Here is a 17,459-nt window from a genome sequence, read left to right on the forward strand (position 1 = left end):
CGAATTTTGGGTTTTCTCGTTGGTGGCGCCGTTTATGTGTTGAGCTTGAGACGCTGAATGTTTCATGGTTTGTGACCATTGACACTTATGGTCACTAGACTGAGAATGGGGCACTCGTCCTATTTTCAAGTAAGGGAACCTATGCGCCGGCTTCGACCTTTCCCTATTGCCGCTTGCTTGTTGCCTCTCGTCCTGACGGCATGCGGCGACTCATCCACCGTTGAAGATCCACGCACGCATGCTCCTCTGGTCAGGTCCGCAGCGGTTCAGGGTTCCTCCGACGCCTCACGTTCTTTCACGGGGGTCGTGGCTGCCCGCGTCCAGGGCGATCTGGGTTTTCGGGTATCAGGCAAGGTGCTTGAGCGTCTGGTTGACACCGGTCAGACCGTTAAACGTGGTCAGCCACTCATGCGCCTTGACCCAATCGACCTGGGATTGCAGGCGCGAGCACAGCAAGAGTCAGTCATGGCTGCTCGGGCCCGAGCCAAACAGACAGCAGATGACGAGGCGCGATACCGCAGTCTGGTTGCCGCAGGCGCTATTTCTGCATCGGCCTACGACCAGATCAAAGCCGCGGCGGATACTGCAAAGGCGCAGCTTAGCGCCGCCCAAGCGCAGGCTGATGTAGCCCGTAATGCTTCTGGTTATGCGGTGCTGTTTGCGGATTCCGACGGCGTTGTGGTGGAGACGCTCGCCGAGCCCGGACAAGTTGTCGGCCCGGGGCAGCCCGTGGTTCGATTGGCGCGGGCAGGGCAGCGCGAAGCGATCGTGCACCTGCCCGAGACGTTGCGCCCCGCAGCAGGATCCACCGCGCAGGCGACGCTTTATGGCAATGCCACGGATGCTGTTACAGCGAAGCTGAGATTGCTTTCTGATTCGGCCGACCGAATGACACGTACCTTCGAGGCGCGGTATGTGCTTGAGGGCGCGCTGGCCAATGCACCGATAGGTTCGACCGTCACGCTTCGGATCGCTGAAGGCGTCACGCAAGGGCAGGGGCTGCAAGTACCGATCGCTGCTGTCTATGACCCAGGCCAAGGCACTGGCGTGTGGGTCATCGCCGGTACACCGGCGAAGGTGGCCTGGCGACCTGTACAAATCCTGGGTTTGAGCGACGATACCGTGCGAGTCGCGGGCGACCTTAAAGTCGGCGAGCAGATCGTAGCGTTAGGTGCACATCTGTTGCGCGAAGGTGAAGAGGTGAGATTGCCTCAACAGGATGACGAAAAAGTTGCCGGGGGTCGTCCATGAGCGAGGGGCGCTTCAATCTTTCCGCGATCGCTGTTCGTGAGCGCTCTGTCACGGTGTTTCTGATCTTCCTGATTGCCGTTGCGGGTACCCTGGCGTTCTTCCAGCTGGGGCGCGCGGAAGATCCTCCCTTTACGGTCAAGCAGTTGACGGTCATTACCGCGTGGCCGGGCGCCACGGCGCAGGAGATGCAGGATCAGGTAGCAGAGCCACTTGAAAAACGCCTGCAAGAACTGAAATGGTACGACCGCACGGAAACCTACACCCGTCCTGGCCTGGCCTTCACGATGGTGTCACTGCTCGATAGTACGCCGCCCTCGCAAGTGCAGGAGGAGTTCTATCAGGCGCGTAAAAAACTCGACGACGAGGCCAGAAAGCTGCCGGCGGGTGTCATCGGGCCAATGGTCAACGACGAGTTTTCGGACGTGACATTTGCGCTTTTCGCCCTGAAAGCCAAAGGCGAGCCGCAGCGACTGTTGGTGCGAGATGCAGAGTCGTTGCGCCAACAACTGTTGCATGTGCCCGGCGTGAAGAAGGTCAACATTATTGGGGAGCAGCCCGAACGTATCTTTGTTTCCTTTTCGCATGATCGGTTGGCCACCTTGGGTGTCTCTCCTCAGGACATCTTTGCCGCGCTGAATAATCAAAACGTGCTCACGCCCGCCGGTTCGATCGAAACCAATGGGCCGCAGGTCTTCCTCCGGCTGGATGGCGCCTTCGATAAGGTGCAAAAGATTCGTGACACGCCCATTGCGGTTCAGGGGCGCACGCTCAAGCTCGCCGACGTGGCGACGATCGAGCGTGGGTATGAAGATCCGGCAACCTTTCTCGTACGCAATAATGGTGAAGAAGCCTTGTTGCTGGGGATCGTGATGCGTGAGGGCTGGAACGGCCTTGACCTCGGCAGGGCGTTGGACGCGGAGACGGTCAAGATAAATGAAGGCATGCCGCTGGGCATGACGCTCTCCAAGGTCACCGATCAATCTGTAAATATCGATTCGGCCGTCGGCGAGTTCATGGTCAAGTTTTTCGTCGCGCTGCTTGTGGTGATGCTTGTCTGCTTTCTCAGTATGGGCTGGCGTGTAGGCGTTGTGGTCGCCGCGGCTGTGCCGTTGACGTTGGCCGTGGTGTTTGTGGTGATGGCGGCCACGGGAAAGAACTTTGACCGAATTACCCTCGGTTCGTTGATTCTGGCGCTCGGACTGCTGGTGGACGACGCCATTATCGCTATCGAAATGATGGTGGTGAAAATGGAAGAGGGCTACGACCGCATCAAAGCCTCCGCGTACGCCTGGAGTCATACGGCCGCGCCGATGCTTTCCGGCACGCTAGTGACGGCAATCGGCTTTATGCCAAACGGTTTCGCGCAGTCGACAGCCGGCGAGTACACCAGCAACATGTTCTGGATCGTGGGCATTGCCCTGATTGCCTCCTGGGTGGTTGCGGTCGCTTTTACCCCTTACCTGGGGGTGAAGCTGTTGCCGAACATCAAGAAGGTCGAGGGTGGTCATGCGGCCATCTACAACACCCCTGGCTACAACCGCTTCCGCCAGGTTCTGACGCGAGTCATCGCTCGCAAATGGCTGGTGGCCGGCACTGTCATCGCTGCGTTTGTCGTGGCGATCCTCGGCATGAGCCTGGTCAAGAAGCAGTTCTTCCCGACCTCGGACCGTCCCGAGGTATTGATTGAAGTGCAAATGCCTTATGGGGCCTCCATTGAGCAGACCAGCGCGACCACCGCCAGGATAGAGGCCTGGCTGCAAAAGCAGGATGAGGCAAAGATCGTCACGGCCTATATCGGGCAAGGCGCGCCGCGCTTCTATCTGGCGATGGCGCCGGAACTCCCTGATCCGTCGTTCGCCAAGATTGTGGTGCTGACGGACAGCCAGGAAGCGCGCGAGACCCTCAAGTTCCGTATCCGCGAAGCGACGGCTGAGGGACTTGCCCCAGAAGCGCGTGTCCGGGTGACTCAGCTTGTGTTTGGTCCGTACTCGCCATTCCCTGTTGCCTACCGGGTGATGGGACCTGATCCGACAAAGTTGCGCGAGATTGCGAGCCAGGTACAGGGCGTGTTGCAGTCGAGCCCGATGATGAGAACCGTCAACACCGATTGGGGACCGCTGGCGCCGACGCTGCATTTTACCCTGGATCAGGATCGCCTGGAGGCGGTGGGGTTGACGTCAAATTCAGTCGCGCAGCAATTGCAGTTCCTGCTGGCCGGAGTACCGATCACCGCGGTTCGTGAGGACATTCGTTCGGTGCAGGTGGTTGGTCGCGCAGCGGGTGATATCCGGCTCGATCCCGCCAGGATAGAAGGCTTTACGCTGGTGGGTGCGGCGGGGCAGCGGATTCCGTTGTCTCAGGTGGGAGCGGTCGATGTGCGTATGGAAGATCCGATCCTGCGGCGTCGTGACCGCACGCCGACCATCACTGTGCGTGGCGACATTGCCGAAGGCTTGCAGCCGCCAGACGTCTCGGGCGTGATCATGAAGGAGCTGCAGCCGGTCATCGACAAGCTGCCTGGCGGATATCGGATTGAACAGGCGGGTGCAATCGAGGAGTCGGGCAAGGCCGGTAAAGCGATGTTGCCGTTATTCCCGATCATGATTGCCATGACGCTGCTGATCATCATTGTCCAGGTGCGTTCGATCTCGGCGATGATCATGGTGTTCCTCACCTCGCCACTGGGATTGATTGGCGTGGTGCCGACACTGCTGATCTTCCAGCAGCCGTTTGGTATCAACGCTCTGGTCGGCCTGATCGCCCTTTCGGGCATTTTGATGCGCAATACGCTGATTCTGATTGGGCAAATCCATCACAACGCGCAAGAAGGGCTGGACCCGTTTCACGCAGTGGTCGAAGCCACGGTACAGCGTGCCCGCCCGGTACTGCTGACAGCGCTGGCGGCCATCCTGGCATTCATTCCGCTGACACACTCCGTCTTCTGGGGGACGCTGGCCTACACGCTGATCGGAGGTACGTTCGTCGGAACCATCATGACACTGGTGTTCCTGCCAGCGATGTACGCCATCTGGTTCAAGATCCGTCCAGACAATACGGGTCAAACGGAGGCAGCGAATAAGCAGGCAAGCCTGGTGGACAGGACGTCACCCCGTCCTCTCGCCACTCACCTGAGCACCAAGCTCTACCCTTAAAACGGGTGGTACCCACCGGGATCCCACAGAACGCCAAAACGAAAAAACCCGCCTGAGAAGGCGGGTTTTTCGGTGGTTTCAGAAATTTTGGAAGCTTTCTCTGGAACCTTGTCTGGCTCCACGACCTGGACTCGAACCAGGGACCCAGTGATTAACAGTCACTTGCTCTACCAACTGAGCTATCGCGGAATGGCGCGTATCTTACTGATTCAAAAAGAGAAGTCAAGCATCGAATAACAATTGGCGCGAATCAGCGGGATGGGCGGTGGTTTGGTGGCGATTGACGGTTACCAGGATGGCCCCAGAGGTCTACCATGGCCACCCGGAAGTGGTGACACGCGCTGCCGGCCATTCGCCGAAAAGGTACGCGCCATGAATCATTTGACCCTCACACCTCGATACCACGGGGTGCGCCGATGAGCATCTCTCAGATCAGCCTGCCCAAAGGTGTCGGCCCCCACGCCGAAAAGTTGTTCGACGCCATCATCCAGGCCGGCACCGCTGAAGCATTGAACCGCGCTGGCGGCAAGGCCGAAGGCTTTGTCCTGGGCCTGGAAAGCACCAAAGCGATCAAGAGCCAGGTTGCGGAATCGCTGTATGTCGCCTACGACGACGCTGCCACCCAGCGTGCGACCGAGCTGGCTTAACCGCCGAAAGTAATCGTGGCAAGCATCAGCTTGGCGTAGAGCGCCGTGGCCCCCAATTGCACCAGCCACAGGGCCAGGCCGCCAAGAAACACACCGGCGGCCACTTGCATCACCAGGTTGTTGCCGCGTTTGGTCGGGGCGCGGGGGGTGAAGTGATCCAGGTCATCCAGATCATCGCGGTCGGCGCGCAGGTCATCGTTTTTCATTTGAGTTCTCGGGAATGCTTCGTACACAAATCCTGTGGGAGCGGGCTTGCTCGCGAAAGCGGTGGGTCAGGTTGTACAAGTATTGAATGTACTGCCGTCTTCGCGAGCAAGCCCGCTCCCACATTTTGACTTGTGTGGAGTTTAGAGGGCTGCGTCGTTGCGTTGAGAATTATCTGAAGCAAATAAAAAAACGGGAAGCCACATGGCTTCCCGTTTTCATTCCAAGGCGTAATCAGATGACCTGGACGATAGCGTCCGTCACAACCTTGATGTTGCTCTGGTTCAGCGCGGCCACGCAAATGCGGCCGGTGTCCAGGGCGTAGATGCCGAACTCGTTGCGCAGGCGGTGAACTTGCTCAACCGTCAGGCCGGAGTAGGAGAACATGCCGCACTGGCGACCGACGAAGCTGAAATCACGCTGAGGCGCTTTTTGTGCCAGCAGGTCGACCATCTGGGTGCGCATGCCACGAATGCGCAGGCGCATCTCGGCCAGCTCGGCTTCCCACTGGGCGCGCAGTTCCGGGCTGTTCAGTACTGCAGCGACAACGCTGGCACCGTGGGTCGGCGGGTTGGAGTAGTTGGTGCGGATCACGCGTTTGACTTGCGACAACACGCGCGCGCTTTCTTCTTTCGATTCGCTGACGATCGACAGGGCCCCAACGCGCTCGCCGTACAGCGAGAACGACTTGGAGAACGAACTGGAAGCGAAGAAAGTCAGGCCCGATTCAGCAAACAGGCGCACGGCGGCGGCGTCTTCGTCGATGCCATCGCCAAAGCCCTGGTAGGCCATGTCGAGGAACGGCACGTGGCCTTTGGCTTTAACGACTTCCAGGACGTTCTTCCAGTCCGCCGGGCTCAGGTCCACGCCGGTCGGGTTGTGGCAGCAGGCGTGCAGCACAATGATCGAGCCGTTTGGCAGCGCGTTCAGGTCTTCCAGCATGCCGGTACGGTTCACGTCGTGGGTCGCGGCGTCGTAGTAACGGTAGTTCTGCACCGGGAAACCGGCGGTTTCGAACAGGGCGCGGTGGTTTTCCCAGCTCGGGTCGCTGATCGCCACGACGGCGTTCGGCAACAGTTGCTTGAGGAAGTCGGCACCGATTTTCAGTGCGCCAGTACCACCAACGGCCTGGGTGGTGATGACGCGGCCAGCGGCGATCAGCGGCGAGTCATTGCCGAACAGCAATTTCTGCACAGCCTGGTCGTAGGCGGCGATGCCGTCGATTGGCAGGTAGCCACGGGAAACGTGTTGAGCGGCGCGAATGGTTTCGGCTTCGACAACGGCGCGCAGGAGTGGAATTCGCCCCTCCTCGTTGCAGTAAACACCGACTCCCAGGTTGACTTTGTTGGTCCGGGTATCGGCGTTGAATGCTTCGTTGAGGCCCAGGATTGGATCGCGTGGTGCCATTTCGACAGCGGAGAACAGGCTCATTATTGCGGCGGCTCTGAATGGAGTGTGGAGGGACGTGTCGCGCTCCAGCCGAATGCACTAGAGCGGTGCACAAACGGGGAGCTAGTATAGAGGCCATCGGCGATGGCTGGCGACAGGCGAATCAACATTTCGGGTAAGTTTTTCCTATTATTTCTCGACCGGTAGTCGAATGGCGTCGGCAAAGGTTTTGCGCGATGTAGGACGTTTACCTTGAAAGCGCTGGCAATCGGCTCCACATTGAGCACAATCCAGTTTTTTTCGGGCGACATCGGTCGTTTGCGGTCTTTCTCGTTCGTGCCGGTTTTACCGGCAAGAGTGATCCAGAGGTATTTCATGTCTGAATTCCAGCTAGTCACCCGTTTCGAGCCCGCCGGCGATCAGCCGGAAGCCATCCGACTGATGGTCGAGGGCATCGAGGCCGGGTTGGCGCACCAGACGCTGCTCGGTGTGACCGGCTCGGGCAAGACCTTCAGCATCGCCAACGTGATCGCCCAGGTGCAGCGTCCGACCCTGGTGCTGGCGCCGAACAAGACCCTGGCGGCGCAGTTATACGGGGAGTTCAAGGCGTTCTTCCCGAACAACGCGGTGGAATATTTCGTTTCCTACTACGACTACTACCAGCCGGAAGCCTACGTGCCGTCCTCGGACACCTTCATCGAGAAGGATGCGTCGATCAACGACCACATCGAGCAGATGCGTCTGTCGGCGACCAAGGCGTTGCTTGAGCGCAAGGACGCGATCATCGTCACCACGGTGTCCTGCATCTACGGTCTGGGCAGTCCGGAAACCTATTTGAAGATGGTGTTGCACGTGGATCGCGGTGACCGGCTCGATCAGCGCGAACTGCTGCGACGCCTGGCCGACCTGCAGTACACCCGCAACGACATGGATTTTGCCCGTGCGACCTTCCGTGTGCGCGGCGATGTGATCGATATCCACCCGGCGGAATCCGATTTCGAGGCGATCCGCATCGAATTGTTTGACGATGAAGTGGAAAGCCTGTCGGCGTTCGACCCGCTGACCGGCGAAGTGATTCGCAAACTGCCGCGCTTCACCTTCTACCCGAAGAGCCACTACGTAACGCCCCGGGAAACCCTGATGGGCGCGGTCGAAGGCATCAAGGTCGAGTTGCAGGAGCGTCTGGAATACCTGCGCTCCAACAACAAACTGGTGGAAGCCCAGCGTCTGGAGCAGCGCACCCGTTTCGACCTGGAGATGATCCTCGAACTGGGTTACTGCAACGGCATCGAAAACTACTCGCGCTATCTGTCCGGCCGCGAAGCCGGCGCGGCGCCACCGACGCTTTACGATTACCTGCCGGCCGATGCCTTGCTGGTGATCGACGAGTCCCACGTCAGCGTGCCGCAGGTCGGTGCGATGTACAAAGGCGACCGTTCGCGTAAAGAGACCCTGGTGGAATACGGTTTCCGCCTGCCGTCGGCGCTGGACAACCGGCCGATGCGTTTCGATGAGTGGGAACGCATCAGCCCACAGACGATTTTCGTCTCGGCGACCCCGGGCAACTACGAAGCCGAACACGCTGGCCGCGTCATTGACATGGTGGTGCGCCCGACCGGGCTGGTGGACCCACAAATCGAGATTCGCCCGGCACTGACCCAGGTCGACGACTTGCTGTCGGAAATCAGCAAGCGCGTCGCTCTGGAAGAGCGGGTGCTCGTCACCACGCTGACCAAGCGCATGGCCGAGGATTTGACCGATTACCTGGCCGACCACGGCGTGCGCGTGCGTTACCTGCACTCGGACATCGACACCGTGGAACGGGTCGAGATCATCCGCGATTTGCGCCTTGGCACCTTCGATGTGCTGGTGGGCATCAACCTGCTGCGCGAAGGCCTGGACATGCCGGAAGTCTCGCTGGTGGCGATCCTCGATGCCGACAAGGAAGGCTTCCTGCGTTCCGAGCGCTCGCTGATCCAGACCATCGGCCGGGCGGCGCGTAACCTCAACGGTCGGGCGATTCTGTATGCCGACCGGATCACCGGCTCCATGGAGCGCGCGATCGGCGAAACCGAGCGCCGTCGCGACAAGCAGATCGCCTTCAACCTGGCCAATGGCATCACCCCCAAAGGCGTGTTCAAGGACGTCGCCGACATCATGGAAGGCGCCACCGTGCCCGGTTCACGTAGCAAGAAGCGCAAGGGCATGGCCAAGGCTGCCGAGGAAAACGCCCGGTACGAGGCCGAATTGCGCTCGCCGGGCGAGATCGCCAAGCGTATCAAGGCCCTGGAAGAGAAGATGTACCAACTCGCCCGCGACCTGGAATTCGAAGCGGCGGCGCAGATGCGCGACGAGATTGCCAAGTTGCGCGAAAGACTTCTGACGGTCTGACACAAATTCTGTAGGAGCTGCCGAAGGCTGCGATCTTTTGATCTTGTTTTGAAAGGAACAATCTAAAGATCGCAGCCTTCGGCAGCTCCTACGGTAATTTGCGGTGAGTCAATGAGCCTCACCCGCCTTCAACCCTTCCGGCAATTTCCTGGTCAGCAACACCGCCACCATGCTGATCCCCAGCGCAATCCCGACAAAGTGAAACGCATCGTTATAGGCCATGATCGACGCCTGTTGGTGGGCGATCTCGCTGAGTTTGCCCAGGGCTGCCGTTTCGTTACCCAGCCGGTCAGCCAGCGAGGCAATCCGTTCAGCCACCTGCGGATTGCCCGGCACGATGGATTCACGCAGGTAGTCAAAGTAAACCTTGGTCCGCGCATCCAGCAGGGTGGCGAGCAGGGCGATGCCGATGGCGCCGCCGAGGTTGCGCAGGATGTTGAACAGGCTCGAGGCCGACCCCGCGTCTTGCGGAAGAATGTACGCCGTGGCGATCAACGAAATGGTGACCATGATCAGCGGCTGCCCCAGGGCACGGATGATCTGGATCTGATTGAACTGCGGCCCGGCAAAGTCCGGGTTCAGCACGCCCGAAGAGAAGCTCGCCAGACCGAATAGCCCGAAGCCCAGGGTGCACAGCCATTTCGGCGAGACGTATTTCATCAACTTGGGCACCAGCGGGATCAGGAACAGCTGCGGCACGCCCATCCACATGATCACTTCACCGATCTGCAGGGCGTTGTAGTTCTGGATCTGCGCCAGATAAAGCGGCAACAGGTAGATCGAGCCGTACAGCCCGACCCCCATCCCGAGACTGGAAATGCTCGATAGGCCAAAGTTGCGATTGCGCAGGATGCCGAGGTTGATCAGCGGATTGGGTTTGGAGGTCTGCACGATCACAAAGCTGATCAGGCTGACCAGTGCGATGCTGCCCAGGGTTACGATCAGGCTCGATTCCAGCCAGTCCTTGCGATGGCCTTCTTCCAGGAACACCTGCAAGCAACCGAGCCCGACGCCGAGGGTGAGAATGCCGGCGTAGTCGGTGCTTTTGAGCAATTCCCAGTGGGCTTCTTTTTTCTCCAGGCCGTACATCAGGCCGGCGATCATGATCAGGCCGGGCGGGATGTTGATGTAGAAGATGTATTCCCAGCCCCAGTTTTCCGTCAGCCAGCCGCCGAGGGTCGGGCCGATGGAGGGCGCGAATGTGGCGGTCATGGCGAACATGGCCATGCCTTTGGCGCGGTGGTGTTCCGGGAGCTTGATCAGGGTCAGGGTGAACGCCAGCGGAATCAGCGCGCCACCGGTAAAGCCTTGCAGGGCGCGGAACACGATCATGCTTTCCAGGCTCCACGCCATGGAGCAGAGCAGGGATGCGACCAGGAACCCGAGGGACACCCACACCGCCAGGCGTCGCGCCGACAGCAACTGCACGAGCCAGGCGGTGAGCGGGATCATGATGATTTCCGCCACCAGGTACGAGGTGGAAATCCACGAACCTTCTTCCAGGGTCGCCGACAGCGCACCCTGGATGTCCTTGAGCGAGGAATTGGTGATCTGGATGTCCAGCACCGCCATGAACGCACCGAGCATCACGCTCATCACTGCAATCCAGTCCCGCCGGGTCGGTTCGCCGACCGGGCGGATCAGTTGATCACCGGCCATCGTCAGGGGCGTCTTTGTGGCTCACTTTGGGGGTGACTTCTTCAGGGGTGTCCTTGATGTTCACCTTGGCGGTGACCGACATGCCTGGGCGGATCTTGCCGCGCAGCGGATTGTCCGCGGCGAAGGTCAGTTTTACCGGAATCCGTTGGACGACTTTGGTGAAGTTGCCCGTGGCATTGTCCGGTGGCAACAGGCTGAACTGCGCACCCGAGGCGGCGAACAGGCTGTCGACCCGGGCTTTGATCGGGGTGTCGCTGTAGGCGTCGAAGGTCAGTTCGGCTTCCTGGCCGGGTTGCATGTGGCCAATCTGGGTTTCCTTGAAGTTGGCCTGAATCCAGATGTCTTCGTCCGGCACGATCGACAACAGGTAAGCGCCGGCCTGCACGTATTGGCCTTCGCGGGCTGCACGCTGGCCGATCAGGCCGCTGATGGGCGCGTGGATTTCGCTGCGGGTCAGGTTCAGTTCGGCCTGGGCCAGGTCGGTTCTGGCGTTGGCGATCTGCGCGTCGAGGCGTTTGATTTCCGCATTCAGGGCATTGACCTGCTGGCGCTGGCCTTGCGCGTCGGCCTGGGCCTTGGCCACTTGCGAGCGGGCGATGTGGTTGTCGGCGGAGAGGGTGGTCACCCGTTCTTCCGAAATAAAGCCTGGTTTGCGCAAGGTCTCGGCGCGGGTCAGGTCGATTTGCGAGCGACCCAGGCTGGCCTGGCTGGATGCGACTTGCGCTTCGCTGGCGGCAATCAGGCTGGCCTGCTGGGTCAGTTTACTCTGGGCTTGCAGGCGCTCGGCCTCGCGGGTGGCCAGGGCGGCATTGGCGCGGTCGACCGCGAGGCGGAAGTCGTCGCCTTCGAGTTTGACCAGCAACTGGCCTTTCTCGACATGCTGGTTGTCCTGCACCAGCACCTTATCGATACGCGCGCCCAATTGGCTCGACACGCGGGTGATCTCGCCCTGGACATAAGCGTTGTCGGTGCTTTCATAAAAGCGCCCCTTGAACAGCCAATGGGCAAACAGGCCCCCGGCAATCAACAGGACAATCAGCAGGAACGAGAAGAGGCGACGCTTGAGTTGGGCAGGCATGGGGCAAACTGTAGTCGAGAAATTGTAAGAGAAGTTATCAGCAGGCAAATCTGGCATACAGCCGATAAGCGGTAAATGCCATCGGCTGATATTCGGCCATTCACCTCCCTATACGGGCGTTACAGACGCAACCTTGGCTTAAATGCCCTGTTCACTGGAGCCGGGCGGGTGTCGCCTGTTACCATTCGCGCCTTGTTTGAACTTCGCTTTTATTCTTTTCGAGACATGCCATGACCACCGTCCGCACTCGCATCGCGCCATCGCCTACCGGGGATCCCCACGTAGGTACCGCCTACATCGCCTTGTTCAACTATTGCTTTGCCAAGCAACACGGCGGTGAGTTCATCCTGCGGATCGAAGACACTGACCAGTTGCGTTCGACCCGCGAGTCCGAACAGCAGATTTTCGACGCCTTGCGCTGGCTGGGCATCGACTGGAGCGAAGGCCCGGATGTCGGCGGCCCGCACGGTCCGTACCGTCAAAGCGAGCGCGGCGACATTTACCAGAAGTATTGCCAGCAGCTTGTAGAGCTCGGTCATGCTTTCCCGTGCTTCTGCACCGCCGAAGAGCTGGACCAGATGCGCGCCGAGCAGATGGCTCGCGGTGAAACCCCGCGTTACGACGGCCGCGCGCTGCTGCTGTCCAAGGAAGAAGTCGACCGTCGCCTGGCCGCTGGCGAGCCCCACGTTATCCGCATGAAAGTACCGAGCGAAGGCGTCTGCGTGGTGCCGGACATGCTGCGTGGCGACGTTGAAATCCCGTGGGACCGCATGGACATGCAAGTCCTGATGAAGACCGACGGCTTGCCGACGTACTTCCTGGCCAACGTGGTCGACGACCACCTGATGGGCATCACCCACGTATTGCGTGGCGAAGAGTGGCTGCCATCGGCACCGAAGCTGATCCTGCTGTACGAGTACTTCGGCTGGGAACAACCGGAGCTGTGCTACATGCCGCTGCTGCGTAACCCGGACAAGAGCAAGCTGTCCAAGCGCAAGAACCCGACCTCGGTGACCTTCTACGAGCGCATGGGCTTCATGCCTGAAGCGATGCTCAACTACCTGGGCCGCATGGGTTGGTCGATGCCGGACGAGCGCGAGAAGTTCTCGTTGCAGGAAATGGTCGACAACTTCGACCTCAAGCGTGTGTCCCTCGGCGGGCCGATCTTCGATATCGAGAAACTGTCGTGGCTCAACGGCCAGTGGCTGCGTGACCTGCCGGTGGAAGAGTTCGCCGCGCGCGTGCAGAAGTGGGCGTTCAATTCCGAATACATGATGAAGATCGCACCGCACGTGCAGGGCCGGGTCGAAACCTTCAGCCAGGTGGCACCGCTGGCCGGGTTCTTCTTTGCCGGTGGCGTGAACCCCGATGCCAAGCTGTTCGAATCCAAGAAACTGTCGGGCGATCAGGTTCGTCAGTTGATGCAGTTGATCCTGTGGAAGCTCGAAAGCCTGCGTCAGTGGGAGAAGGACAGCATCACCGCGACCATTCAGGCGGTGGTCGAGTCCCTGGAGCTGAAGCTGCGTGATGCCATGCCGCTGATGTTCGCTGCGATCACCGGCCAGGCCAGCTCTGTGTCGGTGCTCGATGCGATGGAAATCCTCGGGCCGGACCTGACCCGTTTCCGTCTGCGCCAGGCCATTGACCTGCTGGGCGGCGTGTCGAAGAAAGAAAACAAGGAATGGGAAAAACTGCTGGGCGCCATCGCCTAAGCGCATTTGACCTTGTGCAGGAGCTGCCGAAGGCTGCGATCTTTTGATCTTGCTTTCTGGTTGCTCCGAAAAGATCGCAGGCTTCGCCAGCTCCTACGGGCCTGCGCTCTTTCCCCAAACCCCGGATTTCCGGGGGGAGGGCGGTAAGTGGTTGTTATGTCGGCAAAAAATTTTAAATTTTTTGAAAAATAAGTTTGACAGGCTTTCGATACGCCCTTAAGATTCGCCCCGTCCTCAGCGATGACATCAACGATGAGGGGCTATAGCTCAGCTGGGAGAGCGCTTGCATGGCATGCAAGAGGTCGACGGTTCGATCCCGTCTAGCTCCACCAATTTACACTTCGAGGCCTGGCCACACCGGCCTTGAAGCGATCAACACTCAGCGTTGATCAGTTGTATAGAAGGGTTTGCGTCCCCTTCGTCTAGTGGCCTAGGACACCGCCCTTTCACGGCGGTAACAGGGGTTCGAGTCCCCTAGGGGACGCCAGTTTTACAGAAGCGATGTTGCAAGATGTCGCTCCGCCGCGAGGCGAAAAATCCGGGGCTATAGCTCAGCTGGGAGAGCGCCTGCATGGCATGCAGGAGGTCAGCGGTTCGATCCCGCTTAGCTCCACCAATTTTACAGTTCAAGGTCTGGCCACACCGGCCTTGAATCGATCAGCACTCAGCACTGATCAGTTGTATAGAAGGGTTTGTGTCCCCTTCGTCTAGTGGCCTAGGACACCGCCCTTTCACGGCGGTAACAGGGGTTCGAGTCCCCTAGGGGACGCCACGATTACCCGCTCTGCGGGATTTTATAAGGGTCATTCAATTATTGAATGGCCCTTTTGTTTGTCTGGCGTTTGGCCAAATTCCTCCTTTTCCCAAAAAAACTGTTCTTCAGACCAGCGGTCACACCCATGACTTGCTAAAATTTATTATGAGAATAATATTTCAATCGTAATATTCGGAGGCAACGATGAACGATAAAAAAGCTCAAACCCGCGAGCGCATCCTCAAGGCTGCCAGCGCAGCGCTGATTCAGCGCGGCCCGGCCGAGCCAAGCGTGGGCGAAGTGATGGGCGCGGCGGGCCTGACGGTCGGCGGCTTCTACGCCCACTTCGAAAGCAAGGACGCGATGATGCTCGAGGCGTTCAGGCAATTGCTCGGTCACCGCCGTGACCTGATTGCCGACATGGACTCGGAGTTGACGGGTGAAGAGCGCCGGGCGCTGGTGGCGGCGTTTTATTTGTCGCGCAAGCACCGTGATTCCTCCGAATCGGCCTGTCCGATCCCGGCATCGGTCGGCGAACTGGGGCGGTTGCCGGAAGCGTTTCGTGTTGCGCTCAATGAGCATGTGGAGCTGATGGTCGCGCAGTTGGCGGCCAGCCCCGAAGAAACCGAAAAAGCCCTGGCCGACATGGCCTTGATGGTGGGTGGGCTGGCTCTGGCGCGAGCGCTGGGGCCGGGAGAGTTGTCCGATCGATTACTGCGCGCCGCCAAATCGGCAGTGCGCTGACCTGAAGGCTGCGGCCTGAGGAGAATGCGATGAGCGCGTTAAAGTGGGTTCGTGGCGTTAATGGCACCTTGGGCTGGTTTGCCCCGAAACTGGTCGCAAGCAAAATGCGACAGGCGTTCATGACGCCACGGGATCTGCCGCTGCGTGACTGGGAGCTGCCACTGTTGGCCAGGTCCGAGCGAATCACCCTGCGTTTCGGTCTCTCGGCCTTGCGCTGGGGCCAGGGCCCGGCAGTCTTGCTGATGCATGGTTGGGAAGGGCGGCCCACGCAGTTTGCCAGCCTCATCACCGCGCTGGTCGATGCCGGTTACTCGGTCGTGGCTCTCGATGGTCCGGCCCACGGTCGCTCGCCGGGCAGCGAAGCGAATGTGGTGCTGTTCGCCCGCGCCATGCTTGAAGCGGCCGCCGAACTGCCCCCCCTGCAAGCGGTCATCGGCCACTCCATGGGCGGCGCCAGTGCGATGCTCGCGGTCCAGTTGGGCTTGCGCACCGAAACCCTGGTCACCATTGCCGCTCCGGCGCGGATTCTCGGCGTGTTGCGTGGCTTTGCCCGCTATGTCGGGCTGCCACCGAAGGCCCGCTCGGCGTTCATTCGCCAGGTCGAGCAAGACGTTGGCATGCGAGCCGCGATGCTGGATGTCGCGCACTATCAACTCGACATGCCTGGCCTGATTGTCCACGCCGAAGACGACAACTTCGTCCTGGTGAAGGAATCCCAGCTGATTCACGAAGCCTGGTTCGACAGTCGCTTGTTGCGTTTGAAGGACGGTGGTCATCAGCGAGTGTTGGCTGACCCGCAGGTGATTGATGGCGTGTTATCACTGCTGGCCGGGCGCAGTCTGCAATCGCGCCAATCCGCCTGAGCTTCCGTTACACTGCTCCGGTCGAAATTATCTGACCGGGGAGTCGGGCATGGGCTGGGATCGGGAAACGCCGTTCATCATTGATCTGCAAGTGAGCGCCGAGGACATTGACGGGTTGGGGCATGCGAACAACGCGGTCTACGTGACCTGGCTCGAACGCTGTGCCTGGCGCCACTCCCAGCGCCTTGGCCTGGACCTGGTCGAATATCGGCGGCTGGACCGGGCCATGGCGGTGGTGCGACACGAGATCGATTACCTGGCGGCAGCCTATGAGGACGATGAGTTGCAATTGGCGACCTGGATCGTCGATTGGGATCAGCGCCTGAAAATGACCCGGCACTTCCAGTTGATCCGCCCCAGCGACAACACCACGTTATTGCGCGCGCAGACCACGTTTGTCTGCATCGAACTGTCCACCGGCAAGCCCAAGCGCATGCCGACTGAATTCATCGAGGGCTATGGCCCGGCGATCCGGGCGCAGGAGTTGGTACAACCCTGACTTTCTGTGGGAGCGGCGGTGCGGCGGTCCGACTTGCCCGCTCCCACAATGGATCTGCGATGTTCTGCAGATTTTCTCTGAACCCAGTAAACTGCCGCACGTTTTTCCTCGAGTGTGTTTTTCATGCAAATTGCTTTGGCGCCCATGGAGGGGTTGGTCGACGACATCCTGCGCGATGTGCTGACCCGCGTGGGTGGTATTGACTGGTGCGTGACCGAGTTCATTCGGGTCAACGACCAGTTGCTCACACCTGCCTATTTCCACAAGTTCGGCCCGGAGTTGCTCAACGGTGCCCGGACGGCCTCCGGTGTGCCGCTGCGTGTGCAACTGCTCGGTTCCGACCCCGTGTGCCTGGCGGAAAATGCCGCGCTGGCCTGCGAGCTGGGTTCCGAAGTGATCGACCTGAACTTCGGTTGCCCGGCCAAGACGGTCAACAAATCCCGTGGTGGCGCGGTATTGCTCAAGGAACCCGAACTGCTCAACCAGATCGTCGAGCACGTCCGTCGTGCCGTCCCCGCGCACATTCCAGTCACCGCCAAGATGCGCCTGGGCTTCGACAGCCCGGACGGTTCGCTGGTGTGTGCCACGGCCCTGGCCGAAGGCGGCGCCGAACACATCGTGGTGCATGCGCGGACCAAGGTCGACGGCTACAAGCCGCCAGCGCACTGGGAATGGATTCCGCGGGTGCAGGACGTGGTCAAGGTGCCGGTGTTCGCCAATGGCGATATCTGGAGCGTCGAAGACTGGCGGCGCTGCCGCGAGATCAGCGGCGTGGAAGACATCATGCTCGGTCGCGGCCTGGTTTCGCGTCCGGATCTCGCCCGGCAGATCGCCGCGGCGCGGGCCGGTGAGGAGGTGGTCGAGATGACCTGGGCCGAGCTGCTGCCGCTGATCCAGGACTTCTGGCTGCAAGCCAAGGCGCAGATGACGCCACGCCAGTCGCCGGGTCGCCTGAAGCAATGGCTGGCGATGCTGACCCGCAATTATCCCGAGGCGGTGGAACTGTTCACCGTGCTGCGTCGTGAGACCGAGCTGGATAACGTCTCGCGTTTGCTGGGGCTGCCAGTGGCAGAGGCGGCCTGAAACTTTTTACAAAAAAAGCAGAAAATAATCTCT

General features: G+C 59.9%; 14 protein-coding genes and 5 tRNA genes. 13 read left to right on the forward strand and 6 right to left on the reverse strand.

Going from position 1 to position 17,459, the window contains the following annotated elements:
• Window positions 1–141: 141 nt before the first annotated feature.
• Together ACMDB8_RS09015 and ACMDB8_RS09020 are read left to right on the forward strand one after the other, a co-directional pair.
• Window positions 142–1,251 carry an efflux RND transporter periplasmic adaptor subunit gene (locus ACMDB8_RS09015; protein ID WP_409079158.1) on the forward strand — a complete coding sequence of 370 codons (1,110 nt, stop codon included), beginning with the start codon at window positions 142–144 and terminating at the stop codon, window positions 1,249–1,251.
• Complete coding sequence (locus ACMDB8_RS09020; RefSeq protein WP_409079147.1) at window positions 1,248–4,403, forward strand: efflux RND transporter permease subunit; 3,156 nt, start codon at window positions 1,248–1,250, stop codon at window positions 4,401–4,403. The genes ACMDB8_RS09015 and ACMDB8_RS09020 overlap by 4 nt, the downstream gene beginning before the upstream one ends.
• Before the next feature lie 113 nt (window positions 4,404–4,516).
• Here the strand turns inward: ACMDB8_RS09020 and ACMDB8_RS09025 are convergent.
• Window positions 4,517–4,592: transfer RNA gene (locus ACMDB8_RS09025), tRNA-Asn, on the reverse strand.
• A 227-nt stretch (window positions 4,593–4,819) separates the two neighbouring features.
• On the opposite strand from ACMDB8_RS09025, the gene ACMDB8_RS09030 reads away from it, so the two are divergent.
• Window positions 4,820–5,050, forward strand: a complete 231-nt coding sequence (locus tag ACMDB8_RS09030; protein WP_056722139.1) for a hypothetical protein — start codon at window positions 4,820–4,822, stop codon at window positions 5,048–5,050.
• On the opposite strand, the gene ACMDB8_RS09035 is transcribed toward ACMDB8_RS09030, so the two are convergent.
• The 3 genes from ACMDB8_RS09035 to ACMDB8_RS09045 form a co-directional block, all read right to left on the reverse strand.
• Window positions 5,047–5,256, reverse strand: coding sequence for a hypothetical protein (locus ACMDB8_RS09035; RefSeq protein ID WP_150672795.1), 210 nt, complete (start codon window positions 5,254–5,256; stop codon window positions 5,047–5,049). The genes ACMDB8_RS09030 and ACMDB8_RS09035 overlap by 4 nt on opposite strands.
• A 232-nt stretch (window positions 5,257–5,488) precedes the next feature.
• Window positions 5,489–6,685, reverse strand: coding sequence for an amino acid aminotransferase (locus ACMDB8_RS09040; RefSeq protein WP_008050829.1), 1,197 nt, complete (start codon window positions 6,683–6,685; stop codon window positions 5,489–5,491).
• Window positions 6,685–7,020 carry a hypothetical protein gene (locus ACMDB8_RS09045; protein WP_223542285.1) on the reverse strand — a complete coding sequence of 112 codons (336 nt, stop codon included), beginning with the start codon at window positions 7,018–7,020 and terminating at the stop codon, window positions 6,685–6,687. The genes ACMDB8_RS09040 and ACMDB8_RS09045 overlap by 1 nt, the downstream gene beginning before the upstream one ends.
• Between ACMDB8_RS09045 and uvrB the strand changes: the two genes are divergently transcribed.
• The gene (gene uvrB, locus ACMDB8_RS09050; protein WP_056722145.1) at window positions 7,019–9,034 is read left to right on the forward strand and encodes an excinuclease ABC subunit UvrB; all 2,016 of its coding nucleotides are present in this window, start codon (window positions 7,019–7,021) and stop codon (window positions 9,032–9,034) included. The two genes, ACMDB8_RS09045 and uvrB, sit on opposite strands and share 2 nt — an antisense overlap.
• Before the next feature lie 108 nt (window positions 9,035–9,142).
• Here uvrB and ACMDB8_RS09055 read toward each other — a convergent pair whose 3' ends face one another.
• Together ACMDB8_RS09055 and ACMDB8_RS09060 are read right to left on the reverse strand one after the other, a co-directional pair.
• Entirely contained in the window at window positions 9,143–10,633 is a 1,491-nt protein-coding gene (locus ACMDB8_RS09055) for an MDR family MFS transporter (protein WP_409079157.1), read from the reverse strand.
• Window positions 10,634–10,682: 49 nt separating this feature from the next.
• A complete protein-coding gene (locus ACMDB8_RS09060; protein WP_056722149.1) occupies window positions 10,683–11,771 on the reverse strand; it encodes an HlyD family secretion protein in 1,089 nt (362 codons plus the stop codon).
• Window positions 11,772–12,001: 230 nt separating this feature from the next.
• Between ACMDB8_RS09060 and gltX the strand changes: the two genes are divergently transcribed.
• The 9 genes from gltX (at window position 12,002) to ACMDB8_RS09105 (ending at window position 17,426) form a co-directional block, all read left to right on the forward strand.
• Window positions 12,002–13,483 carry a glutamate--tRNA ligase gene (gltX, locus tag ACMDB8_RS09065; RefSeq protein ID WP_056722150.1) on the forward strand — a complete coding sequence of 494 codons (1,482 nt, stop codon included), beginning with the start codon at window positions 12,002–12,004 and terminating at the stop codon, window positions 13,481–13,483.
• Window positions 13,484–13,739: 256 nt separating this feature from the next.
• Window positions 13,740–13,815, forward strand: a tRNA-Ala gene (locus tag ACMDB8_RS09070).
• Between the two features lie 79 nt (window positions 13,816–13,894).
• Window positions 13,895–13,970 (forward strand) — tRNA-Glu (locus tag ACMDB8_RS09075).
• A 53-nt stretch (window positions 13,971–14,023) separates the two neighbouring features.
• Window positions 14,024–14,099: transfer RNA gene (locus ACMDB8_RS09080), tRNA-Ala, on the forward strand.
• Between the two features lie 80 nt (window positions 14,100–14,179).
• A tRNA-Glu gene (locus ACMDB8_RS09085) sits at window positions 14,180–14,255 on the forward strand.
• A 186-nt stretch (window positions 14,256–14,441) separates the two neighbouring features.
• Entirely contained in the window at window positions 14,442–14,981 is a 540-nt protein-coding gene (locus ACMDB8_RS09090) for a TetR/AcrR family transcriptional regulator (RefSeq protein WP_056722152.1), read from the forward strand.
• A gap of 29 nt (window positions 14,982–15,010) precedes the next feature.
• Window positions 15,011–15,844: an alpha/beta fold hydrolase gene (locus ACMDB8_RS09095; RefSeq protein WP_056722154.1), complete on the forward strand. Its 834-nt coding sequence runs from the start codon at window positions 15,011–15,013 to the stop codon at window positions 15,842–15,844.
• A gap of 49 nt (window positions 15,845–15,893) precedes the next feature.
• Window positions 15,894–16,343: an acyl-CoA thioesterase gene (locus tag ACMDB8_RS09100; RefSeq protein WP_056722156.1), complete on the forward strand. Its 450-nt coding sequence runs from the start codon at window positions 15,894–15,896 to the stop codon at window positions 16,341–16,343.
• A 123-nt stretch (window positions 16,344–16,466) separates the two neighbouring features.
• Window positions 16,467–17,426: a tRNA dihydrouridine synthase gene (locus ACMDB8_RS09105; RefSeq protein WP_008050845.1), complete on the forward strand. Its 960-nt coding sequence runs from the start codon at window positions 16,467–16,469 to the stop codon at window positions 17,424–17,426.
• Window positions 17,427–17,459 lie beyond the last annotated feature (33 nt).

Source organism: Pseudomonas monachiensis (assembly GCF_047345015.1).
In the GTDB taxonomy this organism is placed as follows: Bacteria; Pseudomonadota; Gammaproteobacteria; order Pseudomonadales; family Pseudomonadaceae; genus Aquipseudomonas; species Aquipseudomonas monachiensis.

Bases quoted from the DNA above. Each gene is read 5' to 3' on its own strand.
- ACMDB8_RS09035 (WP_150672795.1), bottom strand. From the start codon at position 5,256: ATGAAAAACGATGACCTGCGCGCCGACCGCGATGATCTGGATGACCTG.
- ACMDB8_RS09090 (WP_056722152.1), top strand. From the start codon at position 14,442: ATGAACGATAAAAAAGCTCAAACCCGCGAGCGCATCCTCAAGGCTGCC.
- ACMDB8_RS09015 (WP_409079158.1), top strand. From the start codon at position 142: ATGCGCCGGCTTCGACCTTTCCCTATTGCCGCTTGCTTGTTGCCTCTC.
- gltX (WP_056722150.1), top strand. From the start codon at position 12,002: ATGACCACCGTCCGCACTCGCATCGCGCCATCGCCTACCGGGGATCCC.
- ACMDB8_RS09040 (WP_008050829.1), bottom strand. From the start codon at position 6,685: ATGAGCCTGTTCTCCGCTGTCGAAATGGCACCACGCGATCCAATCCTG.
- ACMDB8_RS09105 (WP_008050845.1), top strand. From the start codon at position 16,467: ATGCAAATTGCTTTGGCGCCCATGGAGGGGTTGGTCGACGACATCCTG.
- uvrB (WP_056722145.1), top strand. From the start codon at position 7,019: ATGTCTGAATTCCAGCTAGTCACCCGTTTCGAGCCCGCCGGCGATCAG.
- ACMDB8_RS09100 (WP_056722156.1), top strand. From the start codon at position 15,894: ATGGGCTGGGATCGGGAAACGCCGTTCATCATTGATCTGCAAGTGAGC.
- ACMDB8_RS09060 (WP_056722149.1), bottom strand. From the start codon at position 11,771: ATGCCTGCCCAACTCAAGCGTCGCCTCTTCTCGTTCCTGCTGATTGTC.
- ACMDB8_RS09030 (WP_056722139.1), top strand. From the start codon at position 4,820: ATGAGCATCTCTCAGATCAGCCTGCCCAAAGGTGTCGGCCCCCACGCC.
- ACMDB8_RS09095 (WP_056722154.1), top strand. From the start codon at position 15,011: ATGAGCGCGTTAAAGTGGGTTCGTGGCGTTAATGGCACCTTGGGCTGG.
- ACMDB8_RS09020 (WP_409079147.1), top strand. From the start codon at position 1,248: ATGAGCGAGGGGCGCTTCAATCTTTCCGCGATCGCTGTTCGTGAGCGC.
- ACMDB8_RS09045 (WP_223542285.1), bottom strand. From the start codon at position 7,020: ATGAAATACCTCTGGATCACTCTTGCCGGTAAAACCGGCACGAACGAG.